The following is an 18,995-nucleotide window of genomic DNA, read 5'->3' as shown; positions in this document are numbered from 1 at the left end:
GCGCGCGAACGCCTGTGTCAGCTTTCGCTCATAAGTGTCGCAATTTGTCTGAGGTTCCCCGCGTGGCTGAACCCGGAGTCACGGTTTATTGCGCGGTTCCCAGGGGCGCTCGCGATACCAGCGGGTCACGACATATTTGGCGCCTTTGGTAACGGGCAGGGCAGCATGCAGCGTATCGTAATTGGGGCTGCCGTCCGCTGTCATATTGTTCCAGATCAGCAGCGTGCCAGTGCGGGGCGGAATGGTCACGCCGAGGCGCGGAAATTGCGTCTCGCCGCCCGCTTCGACGTCGCACAGATAGGCCATCGCCGTCCAGCAGCGCTGTCCGCCGGTCGCCCGCATCGCCGGCCAATAGTGCACCTTCGCGGGGAAATAATCGCAATGGAGCTGGTATTGCTGGGACTCGTAATAACGCTGGCCCTGCAGCAGCTCGCCATAGTCGCCTTCGATGCCGATCAGCGCGTCGATGCGCTTCGTCACCGCGACCACGAGTGGATCGTAGATATCGAGATTGCAGCTGCTGCTCGTGCGATATCCCGACTCGGTGCCGGAAAACAGCTTGGAGGGTTTGCACCCTGCATCGATCTTGCCGATCAGCTCGGTGCATTCCTTGGGCGTCACCAGCCCGTGGCGCAGGAACATCTCGGCCCGCTCGGTCTGCACCCGGCTGATCATCGGGTTGCGGGAGAGGCGCTGGCGCACGCGGACCCCGATCTCCGCGCGGGCTTGCGAGGGAAGTTCCGCGTCATCTGGCCAATCTTGCTTCATGCCTGTCTCCTGCCATCCCGATCCCGGGCTTAGCAAGGGGGAGGCGGTGCGCCCGCACCCAAAAAAGGACCGGCCCCTGCCGAAGCGGGAACCGGCCCAGTCTTTCCTGAAGGCCGCTCAGGAAGGGCTTGGTGCGGGTGCCGACCCGCTCACCAGAAGAAGTCGTGGATCACATCGACGACATAGCCGTCACGCGTGTCGACCAGCAGCGCATCGTCATAATAGCGCACCCAACGCAGCGAGCCGTAGACGGGCGGCAGGCGGTACTCATAGGGATCGCTGATCCAGTAATTCCGCCCGAACAGCATGTCATTCAGGTAGATGCCGATCGAAAAGCGGCGATAGCCGTAGTTCCAGCCATAGGGCGCGTAATAGGTCGGCATCCGGTAGACCGAGCGATACTGCGTACGGTAGCGCTGCCAGTCATAGCGCCGGTCGTTGCGCCAGCGATTGTCCCAGCGGCGCTGGTCGGCCCAGCGTTGGCGCTCGTTCAGGCGCTGCCGCTCCCAGTCGGCGCGGTCCCGGCTGGTGCTGTCATTGCGTCGCCAGTCATTGTCGCGGCGACCATCCCAGCGGCGCGCGTCGTCGCGGTCTCGCCAGTCGGTGCGGTTGCCATCCCGATTGGCCTGCTCGCGGCGACGTTCCCATTCGGCGCGGTTCTCGGCCTGCTGGCGGCTATCGTCACGCCAGTTGGCATTGTTCCGGCTGGTGTCATTCCAGCTGCGCGGCTGATCCCGGGGACGCTCGCGCTGCTCGGGCCTGTCGGGCCGTCCGGCCTGGTCGGGTGCGCGACGGTCCTGCCAATTGGGGCGGGGCGCATCGGACGGCGCGACGCGGGTCGTGGTCACCGTAGCGGGCGCGCGCTGCTGCGGAGCCGGCTGTGGGCGCATGCCCTCGCCGCGCGACGGTCCACCGCGCTGTCCGGACCAGTCACGCCGGCGATCGCCGCCATCCTGCCGCGGGGCGGATTGCTCCTGCTGGTTCTGGTTACGGATCCAGTCGCCCCGGTTGGCGCTGCGCTCCTGCGCAGCAACCGGCGCTGTGGCCAGCATGGTGGAAGCCAGCAGGCCGAAGGTCAAAAGACGGCTCATCGTGGTTACATCCTCAAAGCAGGCGGTTCTTCGCCATTAAGGATGTGTTTACGACAAGGCCGCTGTCGTCATGCTGAACATTGCTGACAGCGATGCGAAAGCTTGTCTCGCAGCGGGACGCTCAATCGGCGGTCGAGCGCCCGTCATTGGGCGGCGTCATGGCTGGCACATGGCGCGCGGCGTCTGCCGGCGCGATGCCCGGTGCAGGCGCGGCCGCCACGCGCTCCTCACCACGCATGATGCGCCCCGCCTGCTTGATCGCCTCGCGAATGCGCGGATAGGTGCCGCAGCGGCAGATATTGGTCATCGCCGCGTCGATCTGCGCGTCGGTCGGGTTGCTGTTCCGGCGCAGCAGCACGGAGGCCGCCATGATCATGCCGGATTGGCAGTAACCGCATTGCGGCACCATCTGCGCTGCCCAGGCCTGCTGCACAGGATGGCTGCGATCGGGCGACAGCGCCTCGATGGTTGTGACGAACCGGCCTTCCATCGCGGCGATCGTGACCTGGCAGGAGCGGATCGCGAGACCGTCAATGTCGACTGTGCAGGCGCCACAGTCGCCCGTGCCACAGCCATATTTGGTGCCGGTGAGATTGGAGGCGTCCCGCAATGCCCACAGCAAGGGCGTCTGCGGGTCCATCTTATATTCGACCGGGCGGTCGTTGACGGTGAACTTGGTCATCGGCCCCGCGTCACTTGCCGTCGACGAGCTTGCGGGTGAAGTAGACCATCTCCATCGCCTTCAGCCGGGCGCTCTGCTCGATGTCCGCATCGCCGGAATGGCCGCCCGCTGTGTCCTCGTAGAAGAGGTAGGGGATGCCATAATCCTTGAGCCGCGCCGCGAACTTGCGAGCGTGCTGCGGGCCGACGCGGTCGTCCTTAGTCGTCGTCCAGATATAGGGTTCTGGGTACGCCTTGCCCTTCACCACATTATGATAGGGCGAGATGGTCTTCAGGAACGCCTTTTCCTCCGGCACCGAGACGCTGCCATATTCATCGACCCAGCTTGGCCCGGCGGCGATCTGCTCGAAGCGCAGCATATCCAGCAGCGGCACCTGAATGACCACCGCATTCCACAGCTCGGGATGCTGGTTGAACTCCACGCCCATCAGCAGCCCGCCATTGGAGCCGCCGAAGATGCCGAACTTCTTGGGGCTTGAGAGCTTGCGCGCGAAGATGTCCTGACCCACAGCCGCAAAATCATCATAGATGATCTGGCGCTTGGTCTTGAGCCCCGCCTGATGCCAGGCTGGTCCGAACTCCCCGCCGCCACGGATGTTGGCGATGACAAAGCTGCCGCCCCGCTCCAGCCAGAGCTTGCCGATCAGCGCGGAGTAGGACGGCGTGTAGGAAACCTCGAACCCGCCATAAGCCGTCATGATCGTCGGCGTGCTGCCATCGCGCGCCATGCCTTCGCGGTGGACGATGAAATAGGGGATTTTCGTTCCGTCGGTGGAACTGGCCTCGAACTGCTCAACCACCAGCCCGCTGGCATCGAAGCGCGCGGGCAGGGCCTTCACCTGCACCGGCGCCGGCTTGGCGGCATCGATCTGCCAGAGCGTTGTCGGCTGAAGAAAACCGGTGACAGACAGATAGGCCGCATTGTCCCGGTCGCTGGCCGCCGCGATACCGATGGAGGCATTGTCGGGCAGCGTCAGCGCAGTCGATGTCCAGCCCGTCGCGGTCGGCGTCAATACGGCGGCGCGGCCACGCACATTGTCGGTGGTGGCGAGGATGACATGGTCGCGGGTCGTGGCGACCTGCTCGACCGATTGCCGGGCGCCCGGTGCGAACAATATTTGGGGCACCTGCGTCCGCTCGGCGCGCAGATCATCGAGCGAGATCGCCACCGCGCTACCGGTCGGCACGTCCACGCCGCCGCTGCGCCAAGGCTCGCTGGTCTTGAGGATCACCCGGCCGGCGATCATGCCCGAGAGTGTGGACTTCGCCGGCAGCGGCAGTTTGCGGACGCCCTGGGGCGTGACGAGGATGTAATCATTCTCGAAGAAGGTCCGCGAGCGCACAAGAATCACCGCGCGATTGCCTGCGCCGTCGTTCAGCACCGCCGGCCACACGCCGACATCCTCCTTCGCGCCGCGAAACACCTCTGTGGCATCGCTCAGCGGCGCGCCGCGCTTCAGCGTCTTGACGACGAACGGATAGCCCGATGCCGTCAGCGTGCCTTCGCCCCAGTCGCGCGAGGCGATGAGCGTGTCGGCATCCACCCAGTCCACACCCTGCTTAGAGGTGGAGAGCGCAAAACCGCCCTTGACGAAGGTGCTGGTGGTGAGATCGAACTCGCGAATGTCGGTGGCATCCTCGCCACCGTCAGATAGCGAAATCAGGCAACGCCGCTCATCCGGCTCTAGGCAGGTCGCGCCTTTCCACACCCATTTCTTCGCCTCGGCCTTGCTCAGCGCGTCGAGATCGAGCGCGGTCGTCCAGCGCGGGCTGGCCTGCGCATACTCGCTGACGCTGGCGTGCCGCCAGATGCCCTGCGGATGCGCGGCATCCCGCCAGAAATTATAGATGCGCCCGCCGATCAGGCTCGGCATCGGAATGCGGTCGGTCGCGGTGGCGATGGCGATCGCGTCCTTCACCATGCCGGGGTAATTGGGGTCGTTCTGAAGCACGTTCACGGTGCGCGCATTCTCCGCTTCCACCCAGGCCATGGACTTCTCGCCATGCCAGTCCTCGAGCCAGAGGAAGGGGTCGTCCTGCGCCACAGTGTCTGCCGTAGCCGCCGTCGTTCCGCTTGCGAGGGTGATCGCAGCCGCCATTGCCAATACCTTCATGGAGAATCTTCCCGGAAACACGCCCCTGATTGCCACCAGCGGCGTGCCGGAGCAATGCTCAGTCGCGCCAGCTCGGGTCGATCCGGTCGATCACGCGGACCATCGCGGCAAAGTCGAGCATCCCGAACCGCTCGGCCGGGATGGCGGAAAACATGTCCCGCTTGTGCACAGCCAGCACCTCGTCCGGGATGATGAGCGGCGTCCCGGCCTGCCGCGTGGCAAGCTGGATCTCGCAAGCCCGCTCGAACACGAAATAGCGCAGGAATGCCTCCGGCAACGTCTGGCCCATCACCAGCAAGCCATGGTTGCGCAGGATCATGAAGCGCTTGTCACCTAGATTGGCGACGAGGCGCGCACCTTCCTCCGGGCGCACCGTCACGCCCTCGAAATCATGATAGGCGATGTTGCCGACGAGGAAACCGGCGTAGAAGTTCGTCGCCAGCAGCCCTTCCTGCGTGGATGAGACGGCCATGCCTGCCGTGGTATGGGTGTGGATGATGCAATGCGCATCCGGCACATGGCGGTGGAAGACGCTGTGCTGCACGAAGCCCGCGCGGTTGACCGGGTGCGGGCTGCCATCCAGCGTGTTGCCGTCAATGTCGATCTTGACGAGATTGGATGCCTTGACCTCCGAATAATGGAGGCCGAAAGGGTTGATGAGAAACGCCTGCTCTTCGCCCGGCACGCGCAGCGAGATGTGATTATAGATCAGTTCGTCCCAGCCCATATGCGCAAAGATGCGGTAGCAGGCGGCCAGTTGCTGGCGGGCCTGCCATTCGGCATCGCTCATTGGGTGTGTTTGGGCGGCTGCGGCCATGATCCTCTCTCCTTGCGCCGGACCCTCCTGGGTCTCGTGGGGCGATGGCTTGGATGATGCGCGGGAGAGGGCGGGTTGTCGAGTGAAAGGCGGCGGCCTGTGCCGCTGTCACTGCGATGACCCGGAGCATCTGCTAACAGAGACCCGCTTTTCGCCAGCTATGGACGAGTGACGATGCAATTTTCCTCGATGATCCGCGCCAGCCTGCCGCTTGGCCTTCTTCTGCTCGGCGCCTGCGCACAGACGGCGCAGCGGCCCGCATCCCCGGCGGGCGACAGTATTGCGCGGCTGCAGATCATCGCCTTCAATGATTTTCACGGCCATATCGATACGGTCGGACAGACCGTGCTCCCACCGGGCGCCGCTGCCGATGCGCCGCGCACGGCAGCGGGCGGCGCGATCCACTTTGCGCAGGCCGTCTCCCGCCTGCGGGCCGAGAATCCCAACAGCGCCGTGGTCTCCGCCGGCGACATGATCAGCGCCTCGCCACTCATCTCCGGCCATTTCCTCGATGAGCCGACGATCCGCGTGATGAACACGGTCGGCGTTGATTTCAACTCGGTGGGCAATCATGAGTTCGATCGCGGGCCGGACGAGCTGCGCCGGATGCAGACCGGCGGCTGCACGCAGTTTACACGATTGCAGCCCTGCCAGGTGATGAGCGATTTCCCCGGCGCGCGCTTTGGCTTTCTTGCGGCGAACGTGCAGCAGGCCGATGGGCAGACCTTGTTCCCGGCTTATGGCCTCAAGCGCTTTGCCCTCGCGGGCGGCAAGACGGTGACCGTCGGCTTTGTCGGCGTCACGCTCAAGGGCACGCCGGAGATCGTGGCGCCGAGCGGTGTTGCCAATCTGCGCTTTCTTGATGAGGCGGAGGCGGCGAACAGCTATGTCGCCGCGCTCAAGCAGGCCGGGGCAGAGATATTGGTGCTGCTGATCCACGAAGGCGGCTATCCGGGTGGGGAGGGCGATCCCGGCGATTGCGGCTCGCTCTCCGGACCGCTGCCGCAGATCATGGCGCGGCTCGATCCTGCTTTCGATCTCGTGATTTCCGGGCATACCCATCAGGCCTATGTCTGCCGCTATGGCACGGTTGATCCCAGCCGGCCCTTGCTCGCCACCAGCGCGGGTCAATATGGCACGCTGCTCACCCGCATCACGCTCGATTATGATGTCGCCGCACATCGGCTGGTCGACAAGCGGGCCGAGAACCTTCTCGTGGAGCAGCGCGAGGATGCGCCTGTCGCCCAGCCCGAATTGACCGATCTCGTGGCGCGCTATCGCACGGCGGCCTCCAGCGTGAGCGACCGAGTCGTCGGCAAGCTGGCCGGCAGCCTGACCCAGATCGCCGATGTGAGCGGCCAGAGCACGCTCGGCAACTTCATCGCCGATGCGCAGTTGGCCTCCGTGCAAGCGCCGGAGCGGGGCGGGGCGCAGCTGGCCCTCATGAATCCCGGCGGATTGCGCGCGCCCGTCGCGCCCTTGGCCGATGGCAGCGTGCGCTTTGGCGATCTCTACTCCGCGCAGCCCTTCGGCAATGTGGTGCTCGTCAAGCAGCTCTCGGGGGCAGACATCCGTGCCGCGCTGGAGCAGCAGTTCACCCGTGGTGATCGCCCGTCGATCCTCAGCGTTTCCAGGGGATTCAGCTATGAGTTCGATGCCAGCCGTCCCGCCGGCGCACGCGTCTTCAACATCCGCCTGAATGGCGCGGCATTGCGCGACGAGGGCACTTACCGGGTCGCCATGAACAATTTCATCGCGCAGGGCGGTGATGGCCTGCGCCTGTTCGCGCCGGCGCCGGTGCTGGCGGAAGGGCCGGTGGATGTGGACGCGCTGGAGGTGTATATCGCCAGCGACTCGCATCGCGGCCCACCTGCCCTGGACCGCATCCGCAATGTCACACCGCAATGATTGTGGCCTTTTCCAAGCCTTTCCGGTCTTGATCCGGTAAGGTCACCCTGATAAGGGCAGCCCGTTCCGCCGTGGCAGATTGTCGCGGCGTATGTTATTTTAGGCAGATTGATACCGCGTCCGGAGTGTGCTCCGGTCCCTGCGGACAAGCGATAGAACTGGAGACTGACGAGCTTATGCAAATCATCGTGCGCGACAACAACGTCGACCAGGCGCTGCGGGCGCTCAAGAAGAAGCTGCAGCGTGAGGGCGTTTATCGCGAGATGAAGCTCCGTCGTCACTATGAGAAGCCCTCCGAGAAGCGTGCGCGCGAGAAGGCTGCGGCCATCCGTCGTGCCCGCAAGCTGGAGCGCAAGCGCGCCGAGCGCGACGGCGCCCGTTAAGTTACTCCAGGGCCGCGCTTGCGGCCCTGTTGATTCTCCCGGTTTCAATAAGAAGAGGCACGGCCCATGTCCGTCACGGCGGTTCCCTTGCAGCCCATCCGGCGCGGTTCGGTTCGTCGTTTCTGGCTTGCGGTCGTGCTGGTGCTGGCCGTTGCGGCGGTGTTGGCCTGGGCCGGCAGCCGCCAGTTCGGTCATACCGCCAGCGGCCTGCGCTACCAGATGATCACGCAAGGGTCGGGCGAAAGCCCCACGCTCGATGATTTTGCGCTCGTGGCCTATAAGGGCACGCTGCCCGATGGCACGGTGTTCGACGAGAATGAGAGCGCGCCGATGGACCTGCAGTCGCTGGTCCCCGGCTTTGCGGAAGCCGTGACCCTGCTTAAGCGTGGCGGCAGCATCCGTGCGTGGATCCCCGCCGAGCTGGCTTATGGCGACAGTCCTCCTCCGGGCGGCGTCATCCCGCCGAACACGCCCTTGCAGTTCGAGATCAAGCTGCTTGAGTTCAAATCCCGCGCCGAGGTCATGCAGGCCCAGCAGATGATGCAGATGCAGCAGATGATGCAGCAGCAGGGCGGAGGTCCGGGTGCCCCAAGCGCCATGCCGCCGGGCGCGCCGGAGATGCCGCAGCCCTGATGGCAAAGGGGCGCCGATCTGGCGTCCGCTTCACACATCCCATTCCCGCCCGGCATCTGGGCTGTCATCCGGTTGAACGCCTCATCCGCTAATGACCGGCCGGCCATAATTCTTGGCATAGGCATTTTCGACACCGGTCAGAATTTCCACGATGTCGAAATAACGGTCCCAAAAGGCTGTTTCCCGCAGGTCCTCGACCAATAGTTGATAGGCGTGGTGATCGATCGCGTCCCACATCCAGATGTCGGTGACGCGCGTCGCGTAGAACTCCACGTCGAAGAAGCGCAGCGCGACCTTGCCGGCGTGCTTGCGCAGAATGGGCGCGAATTGCTCACCCAGCAGCGCGAAGCGGCGGTCGACGGGAAAGCCGAGCCACTCGGGCGACGTCTTGACGAGCATGAAGACGGTGAGGGCGGGTTCGAACGAAAGGCTTGCATTGGTCATGATGGGTCCTTGTCAGTCTGTGTCTGCGCGGACTAAATGCGAGCAAATGCTCAAGATTGGCTACTCGCATTGACGTCATGACCAACATCCCTTCCCAGCAGCGCTCCATCCCCAGAAAATCGCCGCGGCAGAGCCGCTCTTTGGAGACGGTAAAGGCCATCGTCGAAGCGACGGCTCGCATTCTGGAGGAAAAGGGACTCGGCGGACTGACCACGAATGCCGTTGCCGAACGTGCCGGCGTCAGCATCGGGTCGCTGTATCAGTACTTCCCGGGCAAGGACGCCCTGATCGGTGCGCTGATCTTGCGGGAAACCGCGCTGTTGATCGCCGATTGGGAGGCGGCGACAACGGCCGAGACGGGGCAGGCGGCGCTGGCTCTGCTGATCGCAGCAGCGGTCGCGCATCAACTCCGGCGCCCCGTTTTGGCGCGCCTTCTTGATATCGAGGAGGCGCGGCTGCCGCTCGATCCGGCAGTTCACGCGGTGAGCGTGCGGCTCCGCGAGATCGTCACCGGCGTGTTACAGCGCCCGGATCTTCCACCCCACGCCGATACGGCGCTTGCCGCGCAGGATATGCTCGCGATCATCAAGGGCATGGTCGACGCGGCTGGTGCGCATGGAGAGCTGGACCGGCCCGGTCTGGAAGAACGCGTCGGCCGTGCCGTGCGCGGCTATCTCGGCTATCGGTGAGGAGCCGCTCTTACCGCAAAAGCGCTCAGCGCTGCGCCGAACCTGCTGTCTCTTCAGGGTGCAGCGACATGCCCGCGCGTCCGCTTCGGAAGCTGCTGATCCACGTCGCAGGATTGAGCCGCGTCGATCCATCCAGCGAGAAGGTGATGAATTCGGCGCGGCCGCCCAGCGATTCCCAGGGCACGGGGCCGCCGAGGCCCTGCATCGCGGCGGAGACGCGGCTGTCCGCGCTATTGTCGCGATTGTCGCCCATCAGGAATACATGGCCGGCGGGGATGCGCACCGGGCCGTACCAGTCGGTCTCTCGCGCGCCCATGTCGATGATCGTGTAGCTGCGTCCATTGGGCAGCGTCTCACGCAGCACCGGGAGCACGCATACCTGCGTGCCATCGGGCTGCGTTTCGAGCGCGCCGGGGAACTGGCGCGGATCGCACCGGCTGTTGGCATCCACCGGCATCCGCATGGCGGGCAGAGCCTCCTGCTTAACCGGCTTGCCGTTGAGGATCACCACGCCGTCGCGCACTTCCAGCAGATCGCCGGGCAGGCCGATGACCCGCTTGATATAATCCTCGTTGCTGTTCTGCGGGGTCACGATCGCGATGTCGCCGCGCTCGGGCATCTTGCCCCAAACGCGCCCGTTCATGAAAGGTAGCGTGACGCCCCAGGGCTCGGGCGGTCCGCCCAGCAATGTGGTGCGCAGGATCGCGGCCGGATTGGGAATCGTCGGGGAGACGTAGGACCAGCCATAGGCATATTTGGAAACAATGAGCCTATCGCCCACCAGCATGGTCGGCATCATCGATTCGGAGGGTATGTAGAAAGGCTTGGCCACGAAGCTGTGGAAGGCGAGCACTGCCGTCAGCAGCAACACGATGCTCTTGATCTCGCCGATCCAATCGGTCTTCTTGTCAGCGCGTTTCCGGCGCGTTTCCTGCGCCTTGATCGATGCCTCATCCGTCACGGAAAGCGCGCCTCCAGAATGACGAACGCCTGCGCCCAGGGATGATCGTCGGTCAATGTCAGGTGAACAAATAGGCTGGTGCCGGGCGGGGTCAAGGCATCCAGTCGCGCTTTGGCGCCGCCCGTGAGGGCAAGCGTCGGTGCGCCGGAGGGCAGATTGACGACGCCAATGTCCTTCATGAAGACGCCGGCCTTGAATCCGGTGCCGACTGCCTTGCTGAAGGCCTCCTTGGCCGCGAAGCGCTTGGCCAATGTGCCGGCCTTCGTAAACGGGCGTCGATTGGCTCGGGCGATCTCATGGTCGGTGAACACCCGCTGCTCGAATCGCTCTCCGAACCGGTTCAGAGAGACCTGGATTCGCTCGATATTGCAAAGATCAGAGCCCAGGCCGACGATCATGCAGGCCCGCGCGCCTCGTCCATCAGCCTGCGCATCTGCGCCACGCTGTCGCGCAGGCCCAAGAAGATCGCCTCGCCGATCAGGAAGTGGCCGATGTTGAGTTCCGCGACCTGCGAAATCGCTGCGATCGGCGTGACATTCTCGTAAGTCAGGCCATGGCCGGCATGGGGCTCGATGCCGTTCTTGGCAGCCAGCGCCGCCATTTCGGTGATGCGCCGAAGTTCCGCAGCCTGCTCGGGGCCTTCGACCTCGCAATATTTGCCCGTGTGCAGTTCCACCACCGGCACCTTGAGGCGCAGCGCTGCATCGATCTGGCGTGGATCGGCCTCGATGAACAGCGAGACGCGGCAGCCCGCTTCGCCGAGCCGATCCACCATGGGCGCGAGGTGATTGTGCAACCCGGCCGCATCCAGCCCGCCCTCGGTGGTGCGCTCCTCGCGACGTTCTGGCACGAGGCAGACGGCGTGCGGCTTATGGCGCAGTGCGATCTCCAGCATCTCCTGCGTGGCGGCCATCTCGAAATTGAACGGGATCTCCAGCTCGGCGGAGAGGCGCGCAATGTCCTTATCCGTGATGTGCCGGCGATCTTCACGCAAATGTGCGGTGATGCCGTCGGCGCCGGCTTCCTGCGCGAGCAGGGCAGCGCGGACCGGATCGGGATAGGAGGCGCCCCGCGCATTGCGGATGGTCGCCACATGATCGATGTTGACGCCCAGGCGCAGGTGGCGGCCGCCTTGGTCCGCCATTACTGTCATGCCCGGCTGCCCGGCTTGGTGGCTGGGATCGCGGCCAGCTCGGGCGGCAGATCGTCAGCGTCGTAAACCGGGAAGTTGAGGCTCACGAGCGGGAAGAAGGGCACGCCGAGATTGGCCTCGCCGGCCGAACGATCGACCACGGCGGCTTCGGCGATGACCTCGCCGCCTTCCGCGCGCACCGCTTCCATCGCCTGGCGGGAGGAGAGGCCGGTCGTCACGACGTCCTCGACCATCAGCACCTTCTGGCCGGGCGTCAGCGAAAAACCGCGACGGAACAGGAAGGTGCCCTGCGGCCGCTCGAGAAACAGCGCATCGCAGCCCAGCGCCCGGCCCATCTCGTGGCCGATGATGATGCCGCCCATCGCTGGCGAGACAACGACGTTGATGGCGGCGCGAATATCACGCGGGATAGACTGGGCGATCGCAACGGCGATGCGGCCGGCGCGCTCGGGATTCATCAGCACGCGCGCGCATTGCAGATAGTTGGCGCTGTGCTTGCCCGAGGACAGCAGAAAATGCCCCTGGAGCAGCGCGTCACAGGCGCGAAATTCAGCGAGCACTTCCGATTCTGTCATGTTTCCCCGACCTCTTATATAGAGCGGCGCAGATAGCGGCGGACGGGCTGACAATCAACGGCTGGCATTCGGGCAATTTCTGCGCTTGAGGCTGGGAGGCTGGCTGCGTATAGGGGCCGCAAGATCAATGAGGGGGGCCGCAGTCGATGTCTTTCGCTAGCGGCCTGAAATTGAAGGCAGGTCGACCGCATGACTAGAAGAATCAATGGCTTCATGGTGGCGATCGCGCTCGGACTGAGCACGCTCGCGCCATCTTCCGCTTTCGGGCAGGCAGAACAGGCTGCTGCGCCCGCGGCGTCGACTGCGGAAGCCGCACCGGCCGCCGCCGCTGCGCCCGCAGCTCCCGCAGCGCCGGCGTTCGATCATGCCGCGCCGGTTGAAGGCATCGGCCAGCCCGCCGTGGGCGAGACGACTTTCCAGAAGCAGGTGACCTCCACCGGCAATTATGCGCTGTGGATGCACAATGTGATTCTGCTGCCGGTCATCACGGTTATCTCGCTGTTCGTGCTCGGGCTGCTGCTCTGGGTCGTGGTGCGCTATCGTCGCGCCGCCAACCCGGTGCCCTCGCGCACCTCGCACAACACGGCGATCGAGATCGTCTGGACGCTGGCGCCGGTGCTGATCCTCATCGGTATCGCCATTCCGTCGATCGACCTGCTGGCCAAACAGTTCAAGCCGGCCCCCGCCAACGCCATCACCCTCAAGGTGACCGGCTATCAGTGGTACTGGGGTTATGAATATCCCGATCTCGGCATCGGCGAATATGTCTCCAACATGCTGCCGCCTGAAGAAGCGCTCAAGCGTGGCGAGCCCCGCCTGCTCGGCGTCGACAATCGCGTCGTCCTGCCGGTCGGCGTGCCCATCAAGGCGATCATCACCGCGGCTGACGTGATCCACTCCTTCTCGATTCCCGCCTTCTGGGTGAAGGAAGATGCTGTGCCGGGTCGTCTCAACGAGAAGACCTTCACCATCGAGAAGGAAGGCGTCTATTACGGCGTCTGCTCGGAGCTGTGCGGTGCACGCCATGGCTTCATGCCGATCTCGATCGAAGCGGTGAGCCCCGAGCGGTTCGCACAGTGGGTCCGCTCACAGGGTGGCCAGATGCCGGGTGACGCAGCCGCGCCTGCCGCTGCCGCCGAAGCACCCGCCGCCGCTCCTGCTCCCGCCAACGCCGAGACGCCCGCTGCGGCGCCCGCGACTGCATCCTGAGGACTTCCAAGATGAGCACCACAACCGCAGACGATTTCCACGGGGCGCACGCCCATGGCGATCATGATGCCGATCACAAGCCGGGCTTCTTCGTCCGCTGGTTCATGTCGACGAACCACAAGGACATCGGCACGCTTTACCTGATCTTCGCGATCATGGCCGGCGTCATTGGCGGCGCCATCTCGGGCCTCATGCGTCTCGAGCTGGCTGAGCCGGGTATTCAGTATCTTCAGCACTGGGCCACCTTCGCGGACGGTCCCGATGCGACGATCGATCAGGCCTATCACCTCTGGAACGTGCTGATCACGGCCCACGGCCTCATCATGGTGTTCTTCATGGTGATGCCGGCGATCATCGGCGGCTTCGGCAACTGGTTCGTCCCGATCATGATCGGCGCGCCGGACATGGCCTTCCCGCGGATGAACAATATCAGCTTCTGGCTGCTCATCCCGGCCTTCCTGCTCCTGCTTGGCTCGGCCTTCGTGCCCGGCGGCACGGGCAATGGCGCGGGCACCGGCTGGACCGTCTATGCACCGCTGTCCACCAGCGGCAGCCCTGGTCCGGCGGTCGACATGGCGATTCTCTCGCTGCACATCGCAGGCGCCAGCTCGATCCTGGGCGCGATCAACTTCATCACCACCATCTTCAACATGCGCGCACCGGGGATGACCATCCACAAGATGCCGCTGTTCGTGTGGTCGGTGCTGGTCACCGCCTTCCTGCTGCTGCTCGCACTGCCCGTGCTGGCCGCGGCCATCACCATGCTGCTGACCGATCGTAACTTCGGCACCGTCTTCTATGACGCCGCCGGCGGTGGCGACCCGGTTCTCTATCAGCACCTGTTCTGGTTCTTCGGCCACCCCGAAGTGTACATCATGATTCTGCCGGGCTTCGGCATCGTCAGCCAGATCGTCTCCACCTTCAGCCGCAAGCCCGTCTTCGGTTATCTCGGCATGGCCTATGCCATGGTCGCCATCGGCGTCGTTGGCTTCATCGTGTGGGCGCACCACATGTTCACCACCGGCATGACCGTGAACATGAAGATGTACTTCACGGCCGCCACCATGGTCATCGCGGTGCCGACCGGCGTGAAGATCTTTTCGTGGATCGCCACGATGTGGGGCGGCTCGATGAGCTTCAAGACCCCCATGGTCTGGTCGCTCGGCTTCATCTTCATGTTCACCGTGGGTGGCGTGACCGGCGTGGTGCTCGCCAATGGCGGCATCGACGATAACCTGCACGACACCTATTATGTGGTCGCGCACTTCCACTATGTGCTCTCGCTCGGTGCCGTGTTCTCGCTGTTCGCAGGCTTCTACTACTGGTTCCCGAAGATGTTCGGGAAGATGTACAACGAGTTCCTGGGTCAGCTCCACTTCTGGGTGTTTTTCATCGGCGTGAACATCATGTTCTTCCCGATGCACTTCCTGGGTATGAGCGGTATGCAGCGCCGCGTGCCGGATTACACCGATGCGCTGGCCTACTGGAACGGCATCGCCTCGTTTGGTTATGCGATCATGGGCGTGGGCGTTCTGATCTTCTTCGTAAACGTCTTCATCTCCCTGCTGGCCGGCAAGAAGGCCGCTGCCAATCCGTGGGGTGAGGGTGCCACGACGCTGGAATGGACGCTGTCCAGCCCGCCGCCGTACCACCAGTTCGAGACCTTGCCGGTCATCGATTGATCGGCAACGGGTTTCACCCGCGAGCCGCCGTCCTCAGGGTGGCGGCTTGAACAGACAAGATAGTGATCGGGGGCGCGCAAGCGCTCCCGCTTGCGATATGAACTGACGAGTTGAACTGAACGCAAGGTCAGAGGTTTTGGCGAGCAAGGCATCGATCATGGGCACCGCGCCACAACAGTCTCCGCTTGGCGGGTCGACGGTTCCGCTCCCGGCGGACTGGCGCGATCTGCTCGCGCTGACTAAGCCGCGCGTGCTGACGCTCGTCGTATTCACCGGCCTGTGCGGATTACTGGTCGCACCCGGCAGCCTGTCTCCGGTGCTCGCCTTTACCGCCATTCTTTGCATCGCGCTCGGCGCCGGTGCGGCTGGTGCGCTCAATCAATGGTATGAAGTCGACCGCGACGCGAAGATGAAGCGCACCGCAGGTCGTCCGCTGCCGGCCGGCCGGATGAGCCGGGAAACGGCGCTGCATTTCGGCGTCGGTCTTGCGGCCTTTTCCGTACTGCTGATGGGCTTTGCGACCAACTGGCTCGCCGCCGGCATCCTGGCGACGTCGATCCTGTTCTATGTGTTCGTCTACACGATCTGGCTCAAGCCACGCACGGCGCAGAATATCGTGATCGGTGGTGCGGCCGGCGCCTTTCCGCCATTGATCGGCTGGGCGGCCGTGACGGGCGATGTGGCGCTGCTGCCCATCGCTCTGTTCATGCTGATCTTCTTCTGGACCCCGCCGCACTTCTGGTCGCTCGCGCTGTTCGTGCGGATGGATTACGCCAATGCGGGCATCCCGATGCTGCCGGTGGTTGCCGGTGAGGTGACCACCCGCCGCCAGATCCTGGGCTATACCAGCATCATGGGCGTCGCCGCGTTGGCGCCGGTGGTCCTGCGGCTGACCGGCCCGATCTATGGTGTGACTGCGTTGCTGGCGACGGCGGTGTTCGCGGCCATGGCCCTGCAGGTCTCGCTGCGCCGGGAGAGCGATCCCGCCCAAATGAAGCCGGAGCGGCGGCTGTTCAAATATTCGGTTCTCTATCTTTTCCTGCTCTTCGGCGCGGTTGTCGTCGACCATTGGGTGTTTGCGGCATGACCCCTGAAGACCAGAAACTCATTCAGGAGCGCCAGCGGGCGCGGGCGCGCATCATGGCGTGGATTCTCGCCGCACTGGTGGTGCTGTTCTTTGCGATCACCATCGCGAAAATGGCCTGAGGAGCGGTGCGATGACGACGATTGCCGGAAAGCGCGTGAGTAACCGCAAGACAGCCCTGCTGGCAGCGCTGGTGGCGGTGGCGATGCTCGGCCTCGGCTTCGCGGCGGTCCCGCTCTACCGCCTATTCTGTCAGGTCACCGGTTTCGGCGGCACCACCCAGCGCGTCGACGCCGCAGAGGCCGCCAAGGCGGTCTCGCTGCAGACGCAGGGCCGGCAGCTGTCGATTCGGTTCGACTCGAATATCGGCGGCGGCATTCCGTGGGAATTCTACCCCGAGAAGCGCCGCGTGACCGTGGGCGTCGGTGGCAAGTCGATGGCGATCTTCATCGCTAAGAACACCTCGAATAAGCCGGTCACCGGGCGGGCCGCGTTCAACGTGACGCCCGAATATGTCGGCAAATATTTCAGCAAGGTGCAGTGCTTCTGCTTCACGGAGCAAACCTTGCAGCCGGGGCAGCAGGTGCGGATGCCCGTGCTGTTCTACGTCGACAAGGCGTTCCTTGATGATTCTGACGGCAAGGACGTCCAGGAAATCACGTTGAGTTACACATTCTATCCGGTTGAGAAGCCGGACGACCAGAGCTAAAGAAGCGCGCAAACGAGCGCTCGGATAAAGCGCTTAGATACAGGGAATACGATATGGCCGGCGCCAAGAATCACGATTATCACATTCTCCCCGCCAGTTTCTGGCCGTTGATGGGCTCGATGTCGGCCCTGGTGATGGCGCTGGGCGCCGTTGCCTGGATGCACCCTTCTGAAATGGGCAGCTGGGGCGGCGCAGGCTTCTTCCTCGGTCTGGCCGGCGTGCTCGCCACCATGTTCTTTTGGTGGGCGGACGTTATTCGCGAGGCGCATGCCGGCGATCACACGCCTGTCGTGCAGCTTCACCTGCGCTACGGCATGATCCTGTTCATCGCGTCGGAAGTCATGTTCTTCGTGGGCTGGTTCTGGGCGTTCTTCGATTTCAGCCTCTTCCCGACGGCCCTACCGCCGATTGACGGCCTGTTCCCGTCCGAGGGCATTGAGGTTCTCAATCCCTTCGAACTGCCGCTCCTCAACACGCTGATCCTGCTCTGCTCGGGCACCACCATCACCTGGGCGCACCATGCGATCATCCACGGCGACCGGGACGGCCTGAAGAAGGGCCTGTGGCTCACGATCATCCTCGGCATCGTCTTCACCTGCGTGCAGGCCTATGAATATGCTCACGCACCCTTCGCCTTCGGCACGACGCCTTATGGCTCGGCCTTCTACATGGCGACCGGCTTCCACGGCTTCCACGTTCTGGTCGGCACGATCTTCCTGATCGTCTGCCAGGTGCGGGCCTATAAGGGTCACTTCACGCCGCGCCAGCACTTCGGCTTCGAGGCGGCGGCCTGGTACTGGCACTTCGTCGACGTGGTGTGGCTGTTCCTGTTCGTCTCCATCTATGTGTGGGGCGGCTGGGGAGCTCCGATGCACGCGGGCTGATCGGCCGGGGAGCACAGCATGTGCGGCGCCAAGGCCCATGCTCGCTCCTCATTTATCGATAGCAAAGGCGACGCGCGGAAAGCCCTTCCGCGCGTCGCTTCGTTTTCGGCACGCGGCATTTGCGAAGGACAGGATGGATGAGCGAGACTAAGCCCGCAGAGGCGCCAAAGGCAGCCGCGGTCACACCGGCTTATCTGGTCCAGGCGAGCGTCAAGGCCCGCTGCCCGCGCTGCGGCGTCGGGCCGCTGTTCGATGGCTGGGTGCGATTCGCGCCGCGCTGCCGGGCCTGCGGGCTGGATCTGGCCGCGTTCAATGTCGGGGATGGCCCTGCGGCCTTCCTCATTCTGATCGTCGGCGGGCTGGTCACGGCGCTGGCTCTGATGGTCCAACTGGCCGCCGATCCGCCATTCTGGGTGCATATCCTGCTCTGGGTGCCGCTCACCTCCGCGCTGGTCATCGGCTGTCTGCGCCTGTCCAAGGCAGCACTGCTGATCATCGAATATCGCAACAAGGCGCGCGAGGGGCGCATTGCCGATGCGCGTCAGCCGGGCGAGGGCGCGCCATGAGCCGCCGCGTGCCGCTGGTGCCGACCGTTCTGGTCGGCCTCGCCGTCGCCGTGATGATCGCGCTGGGCATCTGGCAGATCGGCCGGGCGCATCAGAAGGAGGCCGCGCTGGATGCCTGGCGCGCGAATCTGCATCTGCCGCTGACAGCCTATCCCCGGCAGAACCCAACCGATCAAAGCTACATGTTTCGCCGTCTCGCGGCCCAGTGTCTGCGCGTGGTCGACTGGCAGGTGATCGGCGGTCGGGCGCGCAGCGGCGAGACCGGATGGCGGCACATCGCATATTGCGCGACCGGTACCGAAGGGCCGGGACTTGTGGTGGACATGGGCGTGAGCGTGCGGCCGGATGGCAAGACCGACTGGCAGGGCGGTCCGGTGACCGGCACAGCGACGCATGAGCCGGACAATTCGTCGCTGATGGCCCGGTTGCAGGGCAAGGCATCGCCCTTGCGGCTGATGATCGTCGCGGAGGAGCCGGCGCCCGGCCTGCTCGCCTCCGCGCCGCCCGATCCCTCTTCGGTGCCCAATAATCACCGCTCCTACGCGGTGCAGTGGTTCCTGTTCGCCACCATCGCGCTGGTGATCTATGCGCTCGCCCTGCGCAAGCGCTGGCGGGGCGAAGCGCGCGAGGGTTGATCCACTCCG

At 64.3% G+C, this 18,995-nt stretch carries 22 protein-coding genes; 12 read left to right on the top strand and 10 right to left on the bottom strand.

Going from position 1 to position 18,995, the window contains the following annotated elements; translation table 11 throughout:
• Positions 1 to 78: 78 nt before the first annotated feature.
• From M2331_RS10315 to M2331_RS10295, 5 genes are all read right to left on the bottom strand, one after another.
• Positions 79 to 768 carry a prolyl hydroxylase family protein gene (locus tag M2331_RS10315; RefSeq protein ID WP_181560200.1) on the bottom strand — a complete coding sequence of 230 codons (690 nt, stop codon included), beginning with the start codon at positions 766 to 768 and terminating at the stop codon, positions 79 to 81.
• 149 nt (positions 769 to 917) lie between these two features.
• Positions 918 to 1,859, bottom strand: coding sequence for an RcnB family protein (locus M2331_RS10310; protein ID WP_264570871.1), 942 nt, complete (start codon positions 1,857 to 1,859; stop codon positions 918 to 920).
• A gap of 121 nt (positions 1,860 to 1,980) precedes the next feature.
• Positions 1,981 to 2,541 (bottom strand): (2Fe-2S)-binding protein, encoded by a 561-nt coding sequence (locus M2331_RS10305; protein ID WP_181560199.1) that lies wholly within the window; start codon positions 2,539 to 2,541, stop codon positions 1,981 to 1,983.
• Positions 2,542 to 2,551: 10 nt separating this feature from the next.
• Entirely contained in the window at positions 2,552 to 4,654 is a 2,103-nt protein-coding gene (locus M2331_RS10300) for a prolyl oligopeptidase family serine peptidase (protein WP_181560198.1), read from the bottom strand.
• A gap of 58 nt (positions 4,655 to 4,712) precedes the next feature.
• Positions 4,713 to 5,471: a class II aldolase/adducin family protein gene (locus M2331_RS10295; protein ID WP_181560197.1), complete on the bottom strand. Its 759-nt coding sequence runs from the start codon at positions 5,469 to 5,471 to the stop codon at positions 4,713 to 4,715.
• 174 nt (positions 5,472 to 5,645) lie between these two features.
• Between M2331_RS10295 and M2331_RS10290 the strand changes: the two genes are divergently transcribed.
• The 3 genes from M2331_RS10290 (at position 5,646) to M2331_RS10280 (ending at position 8,395) form a co-directional block, all read left to right on the top strand.
• On the top strand, positions 5,646 to 7,379 hold the full coding sequence (locus M2331_RS10290) for a bifunctional metallophosphatase/5'-nucleotidase (protein ID WP_264587557.1): 1,734 nt from the start codon (positions 5,646 to 5,648) through the stop codon (positions 7,377 to 7,379).
• Positions 7,380 to 7,555: 176 nt separating this feature from the next.
• On the top strand, positions 7,556 to 7,762 hold the full coding sequence (gene rpsU, locus M2331_RS10285; RefSeq protein ID WP_181560196.1) for a 30S ribosomal protein S21: 207 nt from the start codon (positions 7,556 to 7,558) through the stop codon (positions 7,760 to 7,762).
• Between the two features lie 66 nt (positions 7,763 to 7,828).
• Entirely contained in the window at positions 7,829 to 8,395 is a 567-nt protein-coding gene (locus M2331_RS10280; RefSeq protein ID WP_181560195.1) for an FKBP-type peptidyl-prolyl cis-trans isomerase, read from the top strand.
• Between the two features lie 81 nt (positions 8,396 to 8,476).
• Here M2331_RS10280 and M2331_RS10275 read toward each other — a convergent pair whose 3' ends face one another.
• A complete protein-coding gene (locus M2331_RS10275; protein WP_181560194.1) occupies positions 8,477 to 8,839 on the bottom strand; it encodes a darcynin family protein in 363 nt (120 codons plus the stop codon).
• Positions 8,840 to 8,916: 77 nt separating this feature from the next.
• Between M2331_RS10275 and M2331_RS10270 the strand changes: the two genes are divergently transcribed.
• The gene (locus tag M2331_RS10270) at positions 8,917 to 9,528 is read left to right on the top strand and encodes a TetR/AcrR family transcriptional regulator (protein WP_181560193.1); all 612 of its coding nucleotides are present in this window, start codon (positions 8,917 to 8,919) and stop codon (positions 9,526 to 9,528) included.
• Positions 9,529 to 9,553: 25 nt separating this feature from the next.
• Here the strand turns inward: M2331_RS10270 and lepB are convergent, their stop codons facing one another.
• From lepB to pyrE, 4 genes are read right to left on the bottom strand one after another with little or no spacing between them, the layout of a single operon-like run.
• The gene (lepB, locus tag M2331_RS10265) at positions 9,554 to 10,471 is read right to left on the bottom strand and encodes a signal peptidase I (RefSeq protein ID WP_264592449.1); all 918 of its coding nucleotides are present in this window, start codon (positions 10,469 to 10,471) and stop codon (positions 9,554 to 9,556) included.
• Positions 10,472 to 10,485: 14 nt separating this feature from the next.
• A complete protein-coding gene (gene acpS / locus M2331_RS10260) occupies positions 10,486 to 10,887 on the bottom strand; it encodes a holo-ACP synthase (RefSeq protein ID WP_181560191.1) in 402 nt (133 codons plus the stop codon).
• The gene (locus M2331_RS10255) at positions 10,884 to 11,633 is read right to left on the bottom strand and encodes a pyridoxine 5'-phosphate synthase (protein WP_181561464.1); all 750 of its coding nucleotides are present in this window, start codon (positions 11,631 to 11,633) and stop codon (positions 10,884 to 10,886) included. The genes acpS and M2331_RS10255 overlap by 4 nt, the downstream gene beginning before the upstream one ends.
• Positions 11,634 to 11,638: 5 nt before the next feature.
• Entirely contained in the window at positions 11,639 to 12,217 is a 579-nt protein-coding gene (pyrE, locus tag M2331_RS10250; RefSeq protein ID WP_181560190.1) for an orotate phosphoribosyltransferase, read from the bottom strand.
• A 189-nt stretch (positions 12,218 to 12,406) separates the two neighbouring features.
• Here pyrE and coxB point away from each other — a divergent pair, with 189 nt between their 5' ends.
• The 8 genes from coxB (at position 12,407) to M2331_RS10210 (ending at position 18,986) form a co-directional block, all read left to right on the top strand.
• Entirely contained in the window at positions 12,407 to 13,426 is a 1,020-nt protein-coding gene (coxB, locus tag M2331_RS10245) for a cytochrome c oxidase subunit II (protein ID WP_181560189.1), read from the top strand.
• An 11-nt stretch (positions 13,427 to 13,437) separates the two neighbouring features.
• Positions 13,438 to 15,108, top strand: coding sequence for a cytochrome c oxidase subunit I (ctaD, locus tag M2331_RS10240; protein ID WP_181560188.1), 1,671 nt, complete (start codon positions 13,438 to 13,440; stop codon positions 15,106 to 15,108).
• 157 nt (positions 15,109 to 15,265) lie between these two features.
• A complete protein-coding gene (locus M2331_RS10235) occupies positions 15,266 to 16,195 on the top strand; it encodes a heme o synthase (protein ID WP_181561463.1) in 930 nt (309 codons plus the stop codon).
• A complete protein-coding gene (locus tag M2331_RS10230) occupies positions 16,192 to 16,314 on the top strand; it encodes a hypothetical protein (RefSeq protein WP_264570860.1) in 123 nt (40 codons plus the stop codon). The genes M2331_RS10235 and M2331_RS10230 overlap by 4 nt, the downstream gene beginning before the upstream one ends.
• A gap of 11 nt (positions 16,315 to 16,325) precedes the next feature.
• The gene (locus tag M2331_RS10225; RefSeq protein ID WP_181560187.1) at positions 16,326 to 16,901 is read left to right on the top strand and encodes a cytochrome c oxidase assembly protein; all 576 of its coding nucleotides are present in this window, start codon (positions 16,326 to 16,328) and stop codon (positions 16,899 to 16,901) included.
• Between the two features lie 53 nt (positions 16,902 to 16,954).
• On the top strand, positions 16,955 to 17,785 hold the full coding sequence (locus M2331_RS10220; RefSeq protein WP_181560186.1) for a cytochrome c oxidase subunit 3: 831 nt from the start codon (positions 16,955 to 16,957) through the stop codon (positions 17,783 to 17,785).
• Positions 17,786 to 17,922: 137 nt separating this feature from the next.
• Entirely contained in the window at positions 17,923 to 18,351 is a 429-nt protein-coding gene (locus M2331_RS10215; RefSeq protein ID WP_181560185.1) for a DUF983 domain-containing protein, read from the top strand.
• Positions 18,348 to 18,986 carry an SURF1 family protein gene (locus M2331_RS10210; RefSeq protein ID WP_181560184.1) on the top strand — a complete coding sequence of 213 codons (639 nt, stop codon included), beginning with the start codon at positions 18,348 to 18,350 and terminating at the stop codon, positions 18,984 to 18,986. The genes M2331_RS10215 and M2331_RS10210 overlap by 4 nt, the downstream gene beginning before the upstream one ends.
• Positions 18,987 to 18,995 lie beyond the last annotated feature (9 nt).

Source organism: Sphingobium sp. B10D7B, from assembly GCF_025961955.1.
In the GTDB taxonomy this organism is placed as follows: Bacteria; Pseudomonadota; Alphaproteobacteria; order Sphingomonadales; family Sphingomonadaceae; genus Sphingobium.
This window is presented reverse-complemented; position numbering and strand designations above follow the sequence as displayed.

Coding starts and splice junctions, on each gene's coding strand:
- M2331_RS10300 (WP_181560198.1), bottom strand. CDS start 4,654: ATGAAGGTATTGGCAATGGCGGCTGCGATCACCCTCGCAAGCGGAACG.
- M2331_RS10295 (WP_181560197.1), bottom strand. CDS start 5,471: ATGGCCGCAGCCGCCCAAACACACCCAATGAGCGATGCCGAATGGCAG.
- M2331_RS10230 (WP_264570860.1), top strand. CDS start 16,192: ATGACCCCTGAAGACCAGAAACTCATTCAGGAGCGCCAGCGGGCGCGG.
- ctaD (WP_181560188.1), top strand. CDS start 13,438: ATGAGCACCACAACCGCAGACGATTTCCACGGGGCGCACGCCCATGGC.
- acpS (WP_181560191.1), bottom strand. CDS start 10,887: ATGATCGTCGGCCTGGGCTCTGATCTTTGCAATATCGAGCGAATCCAG.
- M2331_RS10235 (WP_181561463.1), top strand. CDS start 15,266: ATGGGCACCGCGCCACAACAGTCTCCGCTTGGCGGGTCGACGGTTCCG.
- M2331_RS10220 (WP_181560186.1), top strand. CDS start 16,955: ATGGCCGGCGCCAAGAATCACGATTATCACATTCTCCCCGCCAGTTTC.
- M2331_RS10215 (WP_181560185.1), top strand. CDS start 17,923: ATGAGCGAGACTAAGCCCGCAGAGGCGCCAAAGGCAGCCGCGGTCACA.
- M2331_RS10310 (WP_264570871.1), bottom strand. CDS start 1,859: ATGAGCCGTCTTTTGACCTTCGGCCTGCTGGCTTCCACCATGCTGGCC.
- M2331_RS10210 (WP_181560184.1), top strand. CDS start 18,348: ATGAGCCGCCGCGTGCCGCTGGTGCCGACCGTTCTGGTCGGCCTCGCC.
- M2331_RS10280 (WP_181560195.1), top strand. CDS start 7,829: ATGTCCGTCACGGCGGTTCCCTTGCAGCCCATCCGGCGCGGTTCGGTT.
- M2331_RS10270 (WP_181560193.1), top strand. CDS start 8,917: ATGACCAACATCCCTTCCCAGCAGCGCTCCATCCCCAGAAAATCGCCG.
- M2331_RS10275 (WP_181560194.1), bottom strand. CDS start 8,839: ATGACCAATGCAAGCCTTTCGTTCGAACCCGCCCTCACCGTCTTCATG.
- coxB (WP_181560189.1), top strand. CDS start 12,407: ATGACTAGAAGAATCAATGGCTTCATGGTGGCGATCGCGCTCGGACTG.
- M2331_RS10305 (WP_181560199.1), bottom strand. CDS start 2,541: ATGACCAAGTTCACCGTCAACGACCGCCCGGTCGAATATAAGATGGAC.
- M2331_RS10255 (WP_181561464.1), bottom strand. CDS start 11,633: ATGGCGGACCAAGGCGGCCGCCACCTGCGCCTGGGCGTCAACATCGAT.
- pyrE (WP_181560190.1), bottom strand. CDS start 12,217: ATGACAGAATCGGAAGTGCTCGCTGAATTTCGCGCCTGTGACGCGCTG.
- M2331_RS10315 (WP_181560200.1), bottom strand. CDS start 768: ATGAAGCAAGATTGGCCAGATGACGCGGAACTTCCCTCGCAAGCCCGC.
- M2331_RS10225 (WP_181560187.1), top strand. CDS start 16,326: ATGACGACGATTGCCGGAAAGCGCGTGAGTAACCGCAAGACAGCCCTG.
- rpsU (WP_181560196.1), top strand. CDS start 7,556: ATGCAAATCATCGTGCGCGACAACAACGTCGACCAGGCGCTGCGGGCG.
- M2331_RS10290 (WP_264587557.1), top strand. CDS start 5,646: ATGCAATTTTCCTCGATGATCCGCGCCAGCCTGCCGCTTGGCCTTCTT.